This is a genomic window from Beduinella massiliensis (assembly GCF_900199405.1).
GTDB classification, from domain to species: Bacteria; Bacillota; Clostridia; order Christensenellales; family Aristaeellaceae; genus Beduinella; species Beduinella massiliensis.
The window spans coordinates 3,742,323-3,760,026 of sequence record NZ_LT963430.1; the positions used below are offsets into that span (position 1 = coordinate 3,742,323).

The 17,704-nt window shown below is 62.4% G+C and carries 15 protein-coding genes; 6 read left to right on the forward strand and 9 right to left on the reverse strand.

The genetic code is table 11. The annotated features are described in order from the left end of the window. The first annotated feature begins 42 nt into the window (after window positions 1–42). On the forward strand, window positions 43–1,143 hold the full coding sequence (locus tag C1725_RS17845) for an alpha/beta hydrolase-fold protein (RefSeq protein ID WP_102413037.1): 1,101 nt from the start codon (window positions 43–45) through the stop codon (window positions 1,141–1,143). A 12-nt stretch (window positions 1,144–1,155) separates the two neighbouring features. Then, window positions 1,156–3,075: a GTP-binding protein gene (locus tag C1725_RS17850; protein ID WP_102413038.1), complete on the forward strand. Its 1,920-nt coding sequence runs from the start codon at window positions 1,156–1,158 to the stop codon at window positions 3,073–3,075. A gap of 100 nt (window positions 3,076–3,175) precedes the next feature. On the opposite strand, the gene C1725_RS17855 is transcribed toward C1725_RS17850, so the two are convergent. From C1725_RS17855 to C1725_RS17870, 4 genes are all read right to left on the reverse strand, one after another. After that, on the reverse strand, window positions 3,176–4,024 hold the full coding sequence (locus tag C1725_RS17855) for a GyrI-like domain-containing protein (protein ID WP_102413039.1): 849 nt from the start codon (window positions 4,022–4,024) through the stop codon (window positions 3,176–3,178). Between the two features lie 80 nt (window positions 4,025–4,104). Then, complete coding sequence (locus C1725_RS17860) at window positions 4,105–4,953, reverse strand: hypothetical protein (RefSeq protein ID WP_102413040.1); 849 nt, start codon at window positions 4,951–4,953, stop codon at window positions 4,105–4,107. Window positions 4,954–5,135: 182 nt separating this feature from the next. Next, complete coding sequence (locus C1725_RS17865; protein ID WP_102413041.1) at window positions 5,136–6,494, reverse strand: MATE family efflux transporter; 1,359 nt, start codon at window positions 6,492–6,494, stop codon at window positions 5,136–5,138. Next, entirely contained in the window at window positions 6,491–7,084 is a 594-nt protein-coding gene (locus C1725_RS17870) for a cytidylate kinase family protein (RefSeq protein ID WP_102413042.1), read from the reverse strand. Before C1725_RS17870 ends, C1725_RS17865 begins: the two co-directional genes overlap by 4 nt. A gap of 219 nt (window positions 7,085–7,303) precedes the next feature. Between C1725_RS17870 and C1725_RS17875 the strand changes: the two genes are divergently transcribed. Continuing rightward, the gene (locus tag C1725_RS17875) at window positions 7,304–7,942 is read left to right on the forward strand and encodes a zinc ribbon domain-containing protein (RefSeq protein WP_346026815.1); all 639 of its coding nucleotides are present in this window, start codon (window positions 7,304–7,306) and stop codon (window positions 7,940–7,942) included. 85 nt (window positions 7,943–8,027) lie between these two features. Here C1725_RS17875 and C1725_RS17880 read toward each other — a convergent pair whose 3' ends face one another. Together C1725_RS17880 and C1725_RS17885 are read right to left on the reverse strand one after the other, a co-directional pair. Further along, window positions 8,028–9,215 carry a trypsin-like peptidase domain-containing protein gene (locus tag C1725_RS17880; protein WP_102413044.1) on the reverse strand — a complete coding sequence of 396 codons (1,188 nt, stop codon included), beginning with the start codon at window positions 9,213–9,215 and terminating at the stop codon, window positions 8,028–8,030. A 135-nt stretch (window positions 9,216–9,350) separates the two neighbouring features. After that, window positions 9,351–11,552, reverse strand: coding sequence for a Tex-like N-terminal domain-containing protein (locus C1725_RS17885; protein WP_102413045.1), 2,202 nt, complete (start codon window positions 11,550–11,552; stop codon window positions 9,351–9,353). A 188-nt stretch (window positions 11,553–11,740) separates the two neighbouring features. On the opposite strand from C1725_RS17885, the gene C1725_RS17890 reads away from it, so the two are divergent. The 3 genes from C1725_RS17890 to ychF all read left to right on the forward strand — a co-directional run bounded on the left by C1725_RS17890 (window position 11,741) and on the right by ychF (window position 15,313). Then, window positions 11,741–12,793, forward strand: a complete 1,053-nt coding sequence (locus C1725_RS17890; RefSeq protein WP_102413046.1) for a glycosyltransferase — start codon at window positions 11,741–11,743, stop codon at window positions 12,791–12,793. Window positions 12,794–12,797: 4 nt separating this feature from the next. After that, window positions 12,798–13,862, forward strand: a complete 1,065-nt coding sequence (locus tag C1725_RS17895; RefSeq protein ID WP_102413047.1) for a glycosyltransferase — start codon at window positions 12,798–12,800, stop codon at window positions 13,860–13,862. A gap of 353 nt (window positions 13,863–14,215) precedes the next feature. Continuing rightward, window positions 14,216–15,313: a redox-regulated ATPase YchF gene (ychF, locus tag C1725_RS17905; protein ID WP_102413049.1), complete on the forward strand. Its 1,098-nt coding sequence runs from the start codon at window positions 14,216–14,218 to the stop codon at window positions 15,311–15,313. A 126-nt stretch (window positions 15,314–15,439) separates the two neighbouring features. Here ychF and C1725_RS17910 read toward each other — a convergent pair whose 3' ends face one another. From C1725_RS17910 to C1725_RS17920, 3 genes are all read right to left on the reverse strand, one after another. Next, the gene (locus C1725_RS17910; RefSeq protein WP_102413050.1) at window positions 15,440–16,309 is read right to left on the reverse strand and encodes a hypothetical protein; all 870 of its coding nucleotides are present in this window, start codon (window positions 16,307–16,309) and stop codon (window positions 15,440–15,442) included. Between the two features lie 54 nt (window positions 16,310–16,363). Next, window positions 16,364–16,939, reverse strand: a complete 576-nt coding sequence (locus C1725_RS17915) for an RNA polymerase sigma factor (protein WP_346026816.1) — start codon at window positions 16,937–16,939, stop codon at window positions 16,364–16,366. A gap of 224 nt (window positions 16,940–17,163) precedes the next feature. Continuing rightward, a complete protein-coding gene (locus C1725_RS17920; protein WP_102413052.1) occupies window positions 17,164–17,697 on the reverse strand; it encodes a DnaJ domain-containing protein in 534 nt (177 codons plus the stop codon). Between the last annotated feature and the right edge of the window lie 7 nt (window positions 17,698–17,704).

Below are 17,704 nucleotides of genomic sequence, written 5' to 3' on the forward strand. Positions count from 1 at the left end.
GTATGCTGAACCCAACGATCTGAATCGGAGGGGAATGCAGGCATGATTGAAAACACCACGCAGGCCGTGGCCTTTGGCCCCGTGCTGCCCTATACGTCGGGAGGCTACGCCGCCCCGCAGCCGCTGCAAACGCTCGCGGACGGCGGCGTCCTTCTCACCCTTTCCGCTCCCGGCTGCGAGCGCGTCCGCGCAGAGCTGGGCGCTTATACCGGCGAGCGCGCGCTTCCCCTGCAGGCGCAGGGAGACGGGCTTTTCAGCGTCCGCCTGCCTTTAACGCCCGGCTTTTACTACGTGCAGCTCTGGGCCGACGGCCTGCCCATCCTGAGCCCACTCCTGCCCATCGGATTCGGCTACGGCAGGCCCTGCAACTTCATTGACGTCGGCCCGCTGCCGCCGCTTTGCCGCCTTCGCGAGGTGCCGCACGGCGCGGTAAGCCGCCTCTACTTTCAAAGCAGCGCGACGGGCGGGCCGGAAAGCTGCCTCGTGTACACGCCGCCGGGGTATGAGCAGAGCGCGGAGCGCTATCCCGTGCTCTACCTGCAGCACGGTCACGGCGAAAACGAGACCTGTTGGGTGCATCAGGGCAAGGTGAACTTCCTGCTGGACAACCTCATCGCCGAGGAAAAAGCGCGGGCGATGATCGTCGTCATGAACGACGGCATGGTGCGTCCCGGGGCCGCGCAGAACGACGAGCCCGTGCGCTTCGACCTGTTCGCCCAAAAGCTGCTGTGCGACGCGATGCCCTTCGTCGAAAGCCGCTTCCGGACGCTCCCTGGAGGCGAAAACCGCGCGCTGGCAGGGCTTTCGATGGGCTCTATACAGGCGGGTATGCTGGGCTTCACCCATCCGGAGGTCTTTTGCTATCTGGGTCTTTTCAGCGGCTTCATGCAAAACATCATGCAGCCGTCGGAAAACGCGCACCTGAAGGCGCTGCTGCGCGACGTGGCTGGATTCTCGCGCCAAAACAGGCTGCTCTTCCGCTGCATGGGGACAGACGACGCGTTCTTCCCGCGCTTCCTCGAAGACGACGCGCTGTGCGAGGCGCACGGCGTTTCCTGCGACCGGCGCGTATATCCCGGCGGCCACGATTGGAACGTATGGCGCGCATGCGCGGCGGACTTTCTGCCGCTGCTGTTTCGCTGATGGAGGAAACGCATGCAGATACGCAACATCGGCATCTATGCCCACGTGGACGCCGGAAAGACGACGCTCACCGAACAGCTGCTTAAGATCAGCGGAGCCATCCGCACGCCCGGGTCGGTCGATCAGGGAACGGCGCACACCGACCGCATGGCGATCGAACGCAGGCGCGGCATCTCCATACAGGCAACCTGCGCGCCCATGCAGTGGCGCGACTGCACGATTCAGCTGATCGACACGCCGGGCCATGCGGACTTCATGGCCGAGGTGGAGCGCTCCATGTGGTCGCTCGACGGGGCGGTGCTCGTGCTCAGCGCGGCCGAGGGCGTGCAGCCCCAGAGCGAGGTGCTCTTCCGCGCCCTGAAAGCCCGGGGCATCCCCACGCTCATCTTCCTCAACAAGACCGACCGCCCGGGCGCGGACGCGGAGGCGGCCCTCGCCTCCGCACGCAAAGCGCTCTCGCCCGCCGTATTCCCGCTCTCGGACGCGGAGGCGGCGCACGCGCTGGTGGCGGAGACGGACGACGCGGCGCTCGCGGACTACCTGGAGGGAAATCTCTATCCCGCAAGCCGGTTGCTCCCTTTGCTGCGTCTCCGCGTGCAGCGGGGTGAAGCCTACCCCGCGCTTGCGGGCAGCGCGCTTCGCGGAACGGGCGTACGCGAGCTGCTGGACGCGGTGGTGGATCTGCTGCCTCCGCCTCCCGGCGACGCGCAGGCTCCGCTTTCGGGCGTCGTCTTCGCCATTTCGGACGAGGACGCCATGGGCCGTGCGGCGACGGTCCGCCTGTTCTCCGGTACGCTGAAAAATCGCGATACCGTTCAGCTGCCGGATGCCTCCGGCCGCATGCAGGCGCACAAGGTAGCGCAAATTCGAGCGCTTTCGGCGGAGGGACGCGGACGCGACATCGGGGAACTTCACGCCGGAGAAATAGGAAGCGTGCTAGGCCTGGGCGGCGTGCGCGTCGGGCAGGTGCTGGGCGACCCGGCGCTGCTGCCGCGCAGCCTGCGTCCGGGCGAGCTGTGCGAACCGCTTCTGCTCACCAAGGTGACGCCTCGCGATCCCGCACAAAAAACCGCGCTGCAGCAGGCGCTGCGCCTGCTGGGCGCGCGCGACGTGCTCCTCACCGCCGAAGAGCTCGCGGGAGAAATGCACGTGCGTGTGATGGGCGCCGTGCAGCTAGAGGTGCTGGGCGAGCAATTAAAGGAGGAATTTGGGCTCGACGTGCTGTTCGGGGAACCGAACGTCATCTACCGCGAGACGATCGCCGAATCCGCCACGGGCTTCTTCGCTTACACGATGCCCAAGCCCTGCTGGGCGGTGATCGAATTTTTCATCGAGCCGCTCCCGCGCGGCAGCGGTGTCCTGTTTGAGTCCGCCGTGCCCGCGCGCGACATCCTGCCGCGCTATCAAAATCAGGTGCGCCAGGCGATTCCCTCGGCCACGCGCCAGGGGATACTCGGCTGGCAGGTGGACGACGTGAAGATCACCCTCGTCGGCGGCAGCCATCACCTCATCCATACGCACCCCCTGGACTTCATCGTCGCCACGCCCGTCGCCTTTCTGGACGGCCTACGCCGGGGCGGATCAGTGCTTCTGGAGCCCATCCTGGAGCTCCTCCTCACCGTGCCGGAGGAGTTTGCCGGGAAGCTGCTCAGCGAGATCTCGCTCATGCGCGGCGAGACGCTGGATTCGCACGCCGAGGACGGGCGCGCGGTGCTTTCAGCCCGGGTGCCGCTGAAGGAATGCGTGCATTTCAGCACGCGGCTTTCCGCCCTGACAAGCGGGCGCGGGGCGATGAGCAGCCGCCTTTGCGGCTACCGCGAATGCGACCTTGCGCTTGGCGCCGCCTGCCCCCGCCGTGGTGTGCACCCACTGGACACCGCCAAGTACATTCTGGCCGCCCGAAGCGCCCTGGACGGCGACATCTACGCCTGAAAAAATGTACCCGATTTAAAGGCTCGCCGGCCTTTAAACAGACCCCAAACGCCCCGGCCCAAAGCGCGCTGCGCTTGGCCGGGGCGTTTCTCATGCTTCTTTACTTCGCGCTGCGCACGGGGATCCAAACCTCGTACCTCGCGTGCTGCGGGTCCGCGTTCAGGTAGACCTCGATGTCCGGTCCATCCGCGTATTCGTAGCCGGAGGTCGGCAGCCATTCGGTCACGATGCGCTGCTCCAGCGTTTGAATGGACGAGCCGACGCCCTCCCCGGGAAACACGGCCCAGGTCTGCGCCGGGACGGTGATCTCCTCGAGCCCCACCTCCAGCGGTTTCGTGCTGGCGACCGCGATGTAGTAGCGCCACGCCTCCTGATGGGTGCAGGCGCTTACGCCCAGCACGCCCATGGGCTGGGTATCCATCATGCCCAGGAGCTTTTGCAGCGTGCCGTCCTCTGACGCGCGCTGCCACATGGCGGGCACGGTCTTGAAGTTTTCCTCGATCTGCGTGCTGAGCGGCTGCGAGACGCCGACGATGCGAAAGGCATCCTTCTTCTCAATCCTGTAATCCATTTCTTCCACTCCCTTGATCGTGATGCGGAAGCTGATCGGCGGGTAGGACTTCATCAGCGCACCCGGTTCGCGCGCCCGGGAGGGCGCGATGCCATGTACGCTTTGGAACGCGCGGTTGAAAGCGGTCGGCGAGGCGTAGCCGTATTTCAGCGCCACATCCAGTATCTTTTCGCCGCTTTGCAGATCCGCCGCCGCGCGGGACATCCGCCGCCTGCGGACGTACTCGGAAAGCGGCAGGCCCGCCATATAACCGAACATTCGTTGGAAGTGATACTGCGAGCAGCAGGCGATGCGCGCCGCCGCCTCGTAGTCCACCTCCTGCGTAAGATGCGCCTCGATATACCCGATCGCCTGATTCCATCTGTCGATCCATTCCACGCTATCAGCTCCTTGTTCACAGTATACCCGGGGATGGTTCGCCTGTCCTCTCTTTCTCTGCCCGATAAAGAGAGCGCCTATCAGCCGCCCAGCGCGGCCGTCCTGTTGGGGCTCGCGCGCCCTTCGAGATCGGGATGACGGCGCTCGATCGCGGCCATGGCGATCTCCACGTCCTCGTCTACCTCTTCCGGGGTAAAGGCGCCCAGCGTCACCATATCGCAGGGGCGAAGGGTCGCGAACGAAAACGTCAGCCCCACGTAGGGCGACACGCGCCCCGCCGCCATGGACTTAATCGTCATCACCGGCTTCTTCGCCTCATGGATCACCTTGCTGATGTACTCGACCTCCACCTGCATTAAAAAGCCCGCGCAGTTGTAGATCTGAATGTAGGTCTGCACGTCGTAGCCGTTCTGATCTGAATAGAGCACCAGCTCCGGCATATGCGCCGAAAGACCCGGCACCAGCCCTTCCTGCCGGATCATGTCCAGGTAGTCCGGCAGGCGCTCGATCGTGCCCTTGTGCTTGTTTACGAGCTGCTCCGCGCAGGAATGGTGCAGCAGGCAAAGCGAGCAGCCCATTTCTGCGGAGCGATGAATGCGCGCCCGCGCTGCCGCGCGGCCCTGCACGCCGTCCGAAACGTCCACGATCGGCGTATCGATCAGCGTCAGACGCTTGCCCGTGCGCGCTTCCGCCAGCCGAACGCCCGCGAGCAGCGCGCCGTCCGGCTCAAAGGGTGCCATGACCGCGTCGATGTCGTACTTCAAGTACGCCTCCAGCAGCCGCGAAACCTGCTCCGCGTCATGATACCGGCGGCGGATCATCTCGTCCGCGGAGGGGCTTGTGTGGCTGTAGCCGAGTACCCAGTTGGTGCCGATCAGCAGGCGCGGAAGCGAAAGATTTTCAACCTGCGTGCGCGGAAAAGGCTTCATGCGCATTCCTCCTCGATTTCGCCGGGCAGGATGCCGCGCCCGCTCGTTCGTCGAAGCGGACGGCCTCCGCGGCGTCTTTTACCTATAAGGTATCATGCGGGCATCGAAGCGTCAACAACAAAAGGCGCCGGACAGACTTTGCGGCCGTCGGCGCCCTTTGCACGTTAAAACGGGGGTATCTTTTACGGTTCGCCCAGCGGCCTGATCTGGCTCCTGTACACCCTGCGCAGGAAGACGACGCACAGGAGAAGGGACGCGACCTCGGCGATGGGGAACGCCCACCAAACCGCGTCCAGCGAACCCGTGCGCGAGAGCAGGAACGCAGCAGGCAGCAGCACGACGAGCTGGCGCGCGACCGAAACGATCAGGCTGAGCACGCCGTGCGAGAGGGCCTGAAATAGGGACGAACACACGACCGAAACGCCGGCGATCAAAAAGTGCAGGCTGATGATGCGAAGCGCGGGCTCTCCGATGGCCATCATGTGCTCCGAGGCGTTAAAAATCATGAGCAGCCTGTCCGGGAAAATCTGAAAGATGAGAAAGCCCACGAACATGATGCCTACCGCGTAACAGATGCTGAGTCTCAGCGTCTTCGTGATGCGGTCGGGTCTCTTCGCGCCGTAGTTGTACGCCACGATCGGCACCATGCCGTTGTTCAGGCCGAACACCGGCATAAATACGAAGCTTTGCAGCTTGAAGTACACGCCAAAGACCGCCGTCGCGGTCGCCGAAAATGCGATCAGAATCTTGTTCATGCCGAACGTCATCACAGAGCCGATGGAGGCCATGATGATCGAGGGCACGCCCACGGAATAAATGCGGCGGATGATGTGCGCGCTGGGACGAAAGCCCTTAAAGGACATGGAAAGCTCCGGATTCTTGCGGCTGTTGAAGTAAATGGCGAGCAGCGCGCCCACGATCTGGCCGGAGACGGTGGCTACGGCAGCGCCGGTGACGCCCAGCCGTGGAAATCCGAAAAGGCCGAAGATCATGATCGGGTCGAGCACGATGTTGATCACAGCGCCGGTCGCCTGCGTAATCATGCTGTAAAACGTACGGCCCGTGGACTGCAGCAGCTTTTCATACATCACCTGCGTGAAAAAACCGAACGAGCAGACGAGGCAGACGGTCAGATACTGCGTGCCGTAATCGACGATTTCCTGAATATCCGTCTGCATGAGGAAAAACGTGCGCGTAAAGCAGATGCCCAGCAGTGCGAAGGCCAGATAGCTGCATGCGGCCAGGAAGACCGCGTTGCGTGCCGCGCCGCTCGCCCGCTCCAGGTTTCGCTCACCCAGGCTCTTGGAGAGCAGCGCGTTCACGCCGACACCCGTGCCGATGCCGACGGCGATCATGAGGTTCTGCGCGGGGAAAGCCAGGGACACCGCGGTCAGCGCGCTTTCGCTGATGCGCGATACGAACATGCTGTCCACCACGTTGTAAAGCGCCTGCACCAGCATGGAGATCATCATCGGGATGGACATGGAAATGAGCAGCCGGTTGACCGGCATCACGCCCATCTTGTTTTCGCTTGAATTCATCTGGCCGCGGTTCCTCCCTGCGCCATGCGTGCGATCACATCCGCGGCCTCGTCGAGACCGATGGTGCTGTTCACCATCAGGTGATAATTCCGGTAATCGCCCCAGGTGTTCCCCGTGAAGAACTCATAGTACGCCGCGCGGCGCTTGTCGTAGCGCGTAAGGTAGGCGCGCGGGTCCTTATGCTCGGACTTGTAGTCCTCCGTCAGGCGGCGCATGCGCTCTTCCATCGGCGCGTACACGAAGGTGTTGAGGCAGTCTTCGCGGCTTTGCAGCACGTAGTCCGCGCAGCGGCCGACGATGACACAGGGGCCTTCCTTCGCGACGCGGCGTATGATTTCCGCCTGCGCCAGGAACACCCGGTCGCCGATGGGCAGGTTGCGGCTGTCGTAGTAGAAGCTGTAGAGCAGCCCGGAGGTATGCTTCTGCTCAGCCTCCTCCACGCACTGCTCCGAAAGGCCGCTTTCCTCCGCGGCCAGCGCGATGAGTTCCTTGTCATAGAAGGGAATGTCGAGCCGCTCGGAAAGCTTCTTCGCGATAATTCTTCCGCCGGAGCCATGCTCGCGGCCGACGGTGATGATGTTATACTTCATGCAAATCCCTCTCTTTCATTTCGCAAAAATCCATTTATGTCCGGAAAGCAAACCTTCCCATCTTTATATTATTGCAATTTTGTTCCCTTGTCAACCGTATTCGGAGGGCCGTGTCGGCTCATGAACGACCGTTCGCGGCTCAATTTGACATTTTTTTAACCACATGATAGACTACATTTATTTAAGCCGGTTTCCGGTTTGTACGAAGGAGGATGCATGATGCTCTGTCCTAAATGCGGCGCGAGTCTTCAGGAAAACTCCAGGTTTTGCAGCGCATGCGGCGTGCCCCTCAACTCCATCGATTCCGAAACGTCGGCAGGCCTCGACCTGCGGCCCCACGCGGAAGGCCAGGAGGGAGACCAAACGGAAGACGCTCCTTTAAACGATCAGGACGCCCCCATCACGCCCCGCCAAACCGTTACCCCTGCGGACGTTCCCATGAAGTGGTTCAAATTCATCATCAATTTCCAGCTGATCTTAAGCGCCCTTTCATTTTTAATAGATGGGCTTAACCTGATGACAGGCGCCTATTATGGCGTCGAGGACGCATCGTATCTATTTGCGTATTACCCCGGCCTGAAAGCTTTCAGCAGCGTTGCCGGCCTGCTGAGCCTGGCGCTCGCGGTTTTTGCCGTCTATACGCGCTTTCGACTCGCCCACTTTCGCGCCAACGGGCCGACGCTCTATTATCTATACGGCCTGTTGCAGCTTGGGTTGGACTTTATCCTCTGGGTCAGCCTATCCAGCATCACGGGGATGCAGATTCCCTTTGAATGGACCAACGTCGTTATTCCGCTCAGCGCCTTGCTGATAAACTACGTGTATTTTACCAAGCGCTCCTTCCTCTTCATCAACTGATAAGCCTTCAATCGAAAGGGGCCTCCCGCCGGGAGGCCCCTTTCGATTGAAGGAGAAGAACACTGTTGAAGGTTCGCTGTCTGTCTTAGTTCTTGGAGATCTCGGTGGTGACGTCGTTTGCCTTCGGGATGCGCACGTTCAGCGTCTTTTCGTTGCCGTTGCGCCAGATCTTCATCTCGACGTCGTCGCCCGGGGTCTGTTCATTTTTGATGGTCGTCACGTCTTCCTTTTTGCTGACCGTCTGGCCCGCGAACTCGAGGATCACGTCGCCGCGCTCCAGTCCGGCGCGCTCGGCGGCGCTGTACTTTTCGACGCTCTCGACGTAGGCGCCCACCGGGATATCGTACTGCTCAGAAATCTTTTCGGTAATGTCGCTGAGCGTTACGCCCAGCATCACATTGCTCTTGCCGGTCTTGACGCTCGTGGCGTCCGGGTCCTTCACGATCTCTTCGATGATGGTCTTCACGTCGTTGACGGGGATCGCGTAGCCGATGCCGTCCACCAGCGAACCGCCGGTCTTGGCGAACACCACGCCGATGACCTCGCCGTAGGAGTTGAACAGCGCGCCGCCGGAGTTGCCCTGATTGATCGCGGCGTCCGTCTGCATGGCGTTGATCGAATGCTCGTCGTCCTTATACGGATAGTTCAGGGCGGAGATGATGCCCGCGGTCACCGCGCCGTTGACCTGACCCAGCGGATTGCCGATGACGACCGCCAGCTCGCCGACCTCGACGGTATCCGAGTCGCCGAACGTCGCCGCGTTGAGGCCGGTCGCGTCGATCTTGCAGACCGCGATATCGTTGTCCTTGGCGTATCCAAGCACCTTGGCCTCGTATTCGGTGCCGTCGTTGAGCGCCACCTTCACGGCGTCCGCGCCCTCCACGACGTGCGCATTGGTCACGATGTAGCCGTCCTCACTGATGATGATGCCGGAGGCTGCGCCCGTCACCTTGTACTCCTGCTGGCGGGGCGTGTTATAGCCGTAGCCAAAGGGGCTGTAGCCGTAGCTGAAGGGGTTATAGCCGTAGCTGTAACCGTTGTTTACGGTCTGCGTGGTCTCCGTCGTGATCGCTACGATGGAGCTCTGGCACTTCTTGACGATTTCCTTCACCGACAGGGAATCCTGCTCCGCCGTGGCGTCCTCCAGGCTGAAGTGCTTGGCCGCATCGATGTTTTGCGCCTCCTCGGCCATCGCGCCGAACGCCGTCACCAGCGCCAGCAGCAGTGCGGTCATGACCGCTATGATCATCACAGACTTATGCGTGTTTTTCATACGTAATAACTTCCTTTCATCCTTATTTTTTCCCGTAACCCTCCGAGTCCTTCCTCTTTGCGGGCCCCTCTTGATTACGTGCTTAGTATATCGGAGGTTTTGGGCAAAATCATGATGGGGTTTTGAACAAATTTTTCAATTGTTGTGTCCAAATTGTGAACTCGCTTCCGGCTTTGACGCAGGTGATCTGGGCGGCACCATCGTAAGCCCAATGCGCTTCTTTTTTTCGTCCACAGAGGTGACCCAGACCTTCACCACGTCCCCTACCTTGACCACCTCGGAGGGGTGCTTTACAAACCGGTTGGTGAGCTGGGAGACGTGCACCAGCCCGTCCTGATGTACGCCGATGTCCACGAACGCTCCGAAGTCGATCACGTTGCGCACCGTGCCCATCAGCTCCATGCCGGGGGTGAGATCCTTGATCTCCAGCACGTCCGTGCGCAGCAGCGGCGGCGGCAGCTCGTCGCGCGGGTCGCGCCCGGGCTTTTGAAGTTCCTTTACGATGTCCGAAAGCGTGGGCACGCCGATCGCAAGCTCCCTGGACAGGTTTTCAAGCCCCGCCTCCTGCACGCGCCCTGGCAGCTCGCCGAGCTTTCCGCCGCGCACGTCGCTGAGCTCAAAGCCCAGATGAGAAAGAAGCGCCTTGGCCGCGTCATAGGACTCCGGGTGTACCGCCGTCTCGTCCAGCACGTTGCGGCTGCCCGCGACGCGCAGGAAGCCCGCGCACTGTTCAAACGCGCGCGGCCCCAGCTTCGGCACCTTTTTGAGCTGTGCGCGCGAAGCGATGCCGTTTTCCTCCCGATAGGCGACGATGTTCTTCGCCAGCGCCGGGCCGATGCCCGCGACGTGCGAGAGAAGCTGCGCGGAGGCGGTGGAAACCTCCACGCCGACCGCGTTGACGCAGCTCTCGACCACGCCCGCAAGCGCCTCGTTGAGCTGCGCTTCCTTGAGGTCGTGCTGATACTGTCCCACGCCGATGGCCTTCGGGTCGATCTTGACCAGCTCCGCCAGCGGATCCTGCATGCGCCGGGCGATGGAGACGGCGCTCCTGAGCGAGACGTCGTACTGCGGGAATTCCTCCGCCGCCAGCTTGGAGGCCGAGTAGACGGACGCCCCCGCCTCGCTCACGATCATGTAGGAGATACCTCCCCCGATCTCCTTTAGCACCTCGGCGATGAACTGTTCCGACTCGCGCGAGGCCGTGCCGTTGCCGATGGCGACCGCGGTGACACCGTGGCGCGCGATCATCGCCTTCACGAGCTTCTTCGCCTGCTCGCGGCGCTCCGTCTGCCCCGGGATCGTGAAGTAGCCCACGCCCGTCTCGAGCACCTTGCCCGTCTCGTCCACCACCGCCAGCTTACAGCCCGTGCGAAAGCCCGGGTCCACGCCCAGCGTCACCCGACCCTTGACGGGCGGCTGCATGAGCAGCTGATGAAGGTTCTTGGCGAACACGCGCACCGCGTCCGTGCTGGCGCGCTCGGTGAGCTCGGCGCGCACCTCCCGCTCCAGCGAAGGCTGGATAAGCCGTTCCCACGCGTCTTGGCAGGCCATGCGCACCTGCTCCGTCGTCGCGCTGCCGGGGCGAACGAACGCGCGCTCCAGGACCGCGTTCGCCGCCCGATCGTCCACGAGCACGGATACGCGCAGGTATTCCTCCCGCTCCCCCCGGTTGATCGCTAAAATGCGGTGTCCCGGAATGCGGGCGACGGGCTCGCTGAAGTCGTAGTACATGGCGTACACGCTGTCCTCGTCCTTCGCGTTCTTGGTCTTCACGATGCCGCCGCGAAACGCCAGGCTGCGAAGCTGACCGCGTGCGTCCGCATCGTCGGCCATGCGCTCTGCGAGGATGTCCCGCGCGCCGGCGAGGGCGGCTTCAGCGTCCGGCACCTCGCCGTTCGGATCCGCGTAGGGCGCGGCCAGCTCCTCAGGCGCCGCGGACCTGCTTGCCTGCAAAAGCAGCGCATTGGCCAGCGGCTCCAGCCCGCGCTCGCGGGCGACGGTCGCGCGCGTGCGGCGCTTGGGGCGATAGGGGCGGTAGAGATCCTCCAGCTCCGCGAGCGTCTGAGCGGCCGAGAGCTTGCCGGATAATTCCGCGGTCAGCACGCCCAGCTCGGTCAACGTCTTTTCGATGTCCTCGCGCTTCTTTTGCAGCCCGCGCAGGTATTCGAGCCGCTCCGACAGTTCGCGCAGCACCTGATCGTCCAGGGAGCCCGTCGCCTCCTTGCGGTAGCGGGCGATAAAGGGGATCGTGTTGCCCTCGTCTATCAGGCGTATCGTGTTTTCGACCTGCTCCCTGCGCAGGGAAAATTCCTTTACGAGCATGGCGTTGATGTCCATAACATGCGTCCTTTCGCGTTGGGATGAGGGGGACGTGGGCGCTTTCGCCTGCCGCCGCCCATTTTTTCATTTCGCATTATACCACAGGGCCGCAAGAAGCGGTAGCGGCCTTCGCCCGCCTGCGTTTGACGCCCGCGCGCGCGCCCTGTATAATAGACGTATCATGAAACCCGAAAGGGGATAAACAGATGCCGACCGTCAGTGTCATCATGCCGGTGTACAAGGTGGAGCGGTTCGTCGAGCGCGCGGTGCGGAGCATGCTCTCCCAGACCTTAACGGACTTCGAGCTGCTCGCAGTGGACGACGGTTCGCCCGATCAGAGCGGGGCGATCCTCGACCGGCTTGCGCAGGAGGACGCGCGCGTTACGGTCTTCCATCAGCCAAACGCCGGCGCGCCCGCGGCCCGGAACCGCGCCATCGCAAGGGCTGCGGGCAAATATCTCTACTTTATGGACGCGGACGACTGGGCGGAGCCTACGATGCTCGCGGACATGGTCGAATTCGCGGAGCAGCACGACCTGCAGCTCGCCGTCGCGGCCTTCTTCATCGATACGTACTACGACGAGGATCGCTTTGTACGCGAGGTTCACCGCCAGCCCGGCGAGGTATTTAAAAGCCAGCGGGCGTTCCGCGAAAACGCCTTTCGCCTGTTTGACGCGAACCTGCTCTATCCGCCGTGGAATAAGCTGTTCCGTGCGGACTATCTGCGCAAAAATGGCATCCTGTTCCCCGAGACATTCTGGGACGACTTTCCCTTCGTGCTCGCCGTCGTCCGCGATGTGGAGCGCGTCGGCGTGCTGGACACGGCCTATTACCACTTCCTGCGCGCCCGTCAGGAAAGCGAGACGGCGCGCTACCGCGCCGACATGTACGAAAAACGCGAGGAGGAGCACGGCTGGATGCTGGAATTGTACGATCACTGGGACGTACACGACCCCGGCAGCCAGGAAATGGTTCAGCGCCGCTACATCGAGCGCGTCGTCGGCTGCATTGAAAACGTCGCCTCGCCTGCCTGCACGCTCTCAGGCCGTGGGCGGCGCGAAGAGATCGCGCGTATCCTCGCCAATCCGCGCGTTGGGGCCGCGCTATCCGTCGCCCGGCCTCGCAGTTTTTACATGAAGCTGATGCTGCTGCCCGTTCGGACCCGCCTCGCCGGGCTTTGCCTGCTGGAAGGGCGCTTTATCGGCTTCGTCAAGCGGCGCAGCGTCAAGACGTTCGCCAAGCTCAAGGCAGGCAGGTGACACCATGGAAAAGACGCCAAAGATCAGCGTCGTCATGCCGGTCTACAACGCGGAAAAGACGCTACGCGCCGCGGCGGACAGCGTGCTGGGCCAGACGTTCCGCGATCTGGAGCTCCTGCTCGTCGACGACGGCTGCACCGACGGCAGCGCCGCCCTGATCGACGCGCTCGCGGCAAGCGACGGTCGCGTGCGCGCGCTGCACCTCGCAAAAAACGGCGGCGCATCCGCCGCGCGCAACGCGGGGATGGCGCGGGCACGCGGCGAATACCTGATGTTCATGGACGCGGACGACGACATGGAACGCGACCTGCTCGACCGCGTATGCGCCCTGCCGGAGGCGGACGTCACCGTCTGGGGCGTGTCGGACGACTACTACGACGCGGCCGGACGCCTCTATCAGCAGACGCCTTACTGCCCCGGGGACGGCCGTTATGAAGACAGGGAAGCCGTCCGCCGCCAGCTCATCGAGCTGGAAGCGATCACGCTGCTGGGCTACACGCCCAACAAGCTCTACCGCCTGCGCACGGTGAGGGAAAGCGGCGCGCACTTTGAACCCCGCCTGGTGACGGAGGACATCTTCTTCAACCTCGACCAGTGCGCATCCTGGGAGACGATGAACACCCTCGCCTATCCCGCGCTGCACTACTGCCACCGTCAGACGGGCGGAAGCATCACCAGCCGGTTTGTGCCCGACTTTTTCCTGCAAAACAGCGAGCGCGTAGCCCGGATACTGGCCCTGTACGACGGCTGGGGCATGACGGACGCGCGCGTGTTGGGCGTGCTGGGCGGCGTCTACAGCCGTTACTTCTTCTCCGCGCTGGAACGCTCCTACGATCCGCGCGCAGGGATGAACGCCGCGGCGAGAAGGGCGTTTTATCGGGAGACGTTCGCCAGTCCGCTGTGCGGGCGCGTGCTTTCGCATGCCGCGCCGGCGGGGCGAACCGCCCGGCTGCTGTGCGCCCTGCTTCAAACGGGATGCGCCCCGCTTTGCCTCTTTGCCGCCCGCGCCATCCGTTTTTCGCGCGCAAAGCTGCCCGCGCTCTTCGCGCGCCTGCGGCAGAGCCGGTAACCAGGCTGCGCGCGTACGGTAGGCTTCAAAAGCTGCGGGATCGAGCGCTTCGTTCCTTCTTGCAAATCACCGCCTGAACCTTTATAATGGATGAGGTTCAGGCGGTCAGATAGTATCGTCCCGCAAGAGAGTATGCCTGAGGGGGAGGCTTCCCCTTCATCTGCAATCGTATCGACCGGCTTCGCCGGCCGGGCGGGACGTTTTCTGTGGGAAAATCCGCAGGATTTTTCGGAAGAAAACATCTCCCGTAACCTTCGCGCAAAATGGGCCTTCATTTTGCACGAGGCCATCGACGTTGCCGATGGCCTGAGGCGGCGCGCGCTGCGCCGCGATAACGTTTGGAGGAATGGAACATGAAACTCGGCGTCGTGGGTCTGCCCAACGTGGGCAAGAGCACGCTTTTCAATGCGATCACCAAGGCGGGCGCAGAGGCCGCCAACTACCCCTTCTGCACGATCGAGCCGAACACGGGCATCGTCGCTGTGCCGGACGACCGGCTGAGCCACCTGGCCGCCCTGTACAGCCCCAAAAAGGTGACGCCGGCCGTCATCGAATTCGTGGACATCGCAGGGCTTGTCAAGGGTGCGAGCCGCGGCGAAGGCTTGGGCAATAAATTTCTTTCGCACATCCGTGAGTGCGACGCCATCGTGCACGTGGTGCGCTGCTTCGAGGACGAGAACATCATCCACGTCGACGGCAGCGTAAACCCCGCCCGCGACATCGAGACGATCAACCTGGAGCTGATCGCCGCCGACCGCGAGACGGTGCAGAAGCGCTTCGAGCGCGCGCAGAAGATGGTCAAGTCCGGCGAAAAGCGCTACGCCGAGGAGGCGGAGCTGGGGCAAAAGCTGCTGAGCCATCTGGACGACTTGAAGCCCGCGCGCACCTGCGAAATGACCGAGGCGCAGCGGGAGATCGCGCGCGACTGGTTCCTGCTCACCACCAAACCCGTCATCTACGCGGCCAACATCGCGGAGGGCGAGCTCGGTCAGGACGAGGACAGCCTGCCCGGCATCCCGGAGGTGAAGCGCATCGCAAAGGAAGAGGGCGCAAAGGTGCTCGTCATCTCGGCGCAGATCGAGGAAGAGATCGCGCAGATGGACGAGGAGGAAAAACAGGCCTTTTTAGAAGAGCTGGGCATCGGCAAGTCGGGTTTGGATCGCCTCGTCGCGGAGTGCTACGACCTGCTGGGGCTCATTTCCTTCCTCACCGCGGGCGCGGACGAATGCCGCGCGTGGACGATCCGGCGCGGCACCAAGGCGCCCCAGGCCGCGGGCAAGATTCACACCGACTTCGAGCGCGGCTTCATCCGAGCGGAGATCGTGCCCTACGACACGCTGATGGAGCTGGGCAGCATGAACGCCTGTAAGGAAAAAGGCCTTGTGCGCTCCGAGGGCAAGGATTACGTCATGCAGGATGGCGACATCACGCTGTTCCGCTTCAATGTGTGAGCGGCCCTGCGCCTGCGCAGCCCCCTTTCACAAAAAGCAGAATGCAAAAACCGTTCGGTTTTTGCATTCTGCTTTTTGGTTTAACAAAGGGATTATATGCCTGTCGGTGTTCCCTCGCCGGCGGGGCTACTCGATCGAATTGAGGATTTGAATGAGCGTTTCCTCGTCATACCCCTTCACGGCGACATAATAGCTCGTCTTGCCGTCCGTGATGAGCCCCCAATACCGGTCGACATTCATGGAGAGGTAGGCCTCTGCGCCGCTCCTGAGCCTGACCGTGCGTCCGGGTCCGTTTTCTTCATAGGCTGTGCTAGAGATGCCCTCTGCATACCTTCGCTCCATGCTGATGTTGATTTGCCGGTCGCCGCCGTCCGTATAGATCGCCGACACATCATCCAGAATCCAATAGGCATAGACCCTGAACAGGGCGTCCGTGAGACCGTCCGGCAGGTATCTGGGCCATGGAATCGGATAGCCGAGAAATGCCTCCGCTTCCTCAATGCTTTGCACGTCCAGTTTCTGACGCTCGCCGCCCTCTTCCCGGATAGCCGGTTCCGCGTCGGCCCCGCTTACAAGGCCCTGGGTATGGCCGTAATAGTTTACGATATGCTGCTCCCCATCCTCAGAGCTGTAGCTTTTCAGCGCGCTCTTGCGGGCGATCTGTTCCGCTGCCACCACCAGCACGGCCATTACCGCAGCGACCAGCGCCAGGCGCCGCCCCCAGCGGAGCACCGTCCCCCGCCGTTTGGCGGCGGGCTCCTTCCGATTCAACCGCCTGCGCGGCGGGGGCTCGTCCGTCGTCTTCAGGCCATGCATCTCGCAAAGCCGCCGCGCGCAAAAGTCGATGAGCGCCACGTCCATTTCCTTCTCGCCCTTTTGCAGTTCAAAATCGAGCGCTTCTTCCAATTCCGCCTCTGTCGGGATCTCCGACGGGTCAGCTGGCAGCAGCAGCGCACGCAGCAGCTTTTCCTCCACGTCCTTGGAATCTTCCTGCACGGGACTCACCTCCTTTCGCCCAGTCCCCCGGCAGGCCGCCGGGGGCCATCTATTTTATAAGAGTAAAAGCGCTAAAAAGGTTACACTCATCGTAAAGATTTCCGGATGCTTTTTTGCAAACAACCGCGCACGGCGGCGCACACGAAAAAGGGCAACCTTCACGCCGGATTCGCTGATTCCGCGCGAGCGGGCGATTTCCGCCATGGAACGTCCCTGTACGTATCTCTCTTGCGCCAGTCGGCGATCCGCCTCTGAAAGCGCGGCAAGCAGCGACTCGGCTTCGACCGCCGCGCCTGCCTGATCCACCCACTCGGCCACGCCGTCCCGCGGGTCCGCGCACGTGAGTTCGTCCAGATTCCGCGTGCGCAGCGCGTCGCGCTTCCTACCCCGGATGATCGTCCCCATGCGAAACATACAGGTGCGCGTCAGCCATCCGCCCACGTTTGGATGTTGAGTCAGTTCCTCATAATGCTGATAGGCCGTCAGAAAGGCTTCCTGCACACAGTCCTCCACGGCATCCAGATAGCGGGGATCGTATCCGACGTAGCGCATGCACAGACAGCGCAGCGTACCGTAAAAGCGGGTATACAGCGCCTCTAAGAAGGCGTCTTTTTCCTCTTTTGGGTGCATTTCCCATTCCCCCTCGCCATTTAGACGCAGAAGGCGAGCTCTTTCCTGCATTCCACCGCAAAAAAAGGCGTATTTATTGTTATTCCGTACTTCTTCGCGGAAATTGAAAGGCTTATACCCTCTTTTGCGATGCGATTTTCTTCGCAACCCACCGAAGTTTTTCCCCGGACAAACGGCGGGGCACCCCGTGCAGCCGAAGCATAAAAAAAGAGGCCCTCAGCCTCTTATTTGTGCAGCACGTTCTTGGCCCATGCGCCGACGCGCCCCAAAGGGCGCTGCTGCTTTTTGGCCGCCGTAAACGCGGAAAGCGCGGCGCGGCGGTATTCGTTGTTGTCCGGGCACAGGCGAACCGCCCGACGGAAGGAATCATGTGCCTCCTGCGGCCTGCCAAGCCCGACCAACGCCTGGCCACGCAGAAAATGCCACGTCTCGTCCGCTTCGCCGCAGCGTTCGAGCACGCGAAGCGCGGAATCGAACATCTTCTGCCTCAGCAGGCGCGCGGCCAGCCGGTTCGTATCGACGAGCGAATAAATCCGCGGGGACGGCGCATGCGCGGCGCTCGCCTTCACGCTCGTGCGGCGAAGCGCCTCTTCATAGGCGAGATTCAGAGCGATCAGACGCGCCTGCGCGCTCTCCTTCTCGGCCTCACCGGGCTGAATGTCGGGATGGCATTCCTTGACCAGGCGGCGGTACGCGAGGTGTACCTGCTGCTCGGTCGCCGTTTCCGGCACGCCCAGCGTGATAAAGGGGTTTTGCATATTGCCT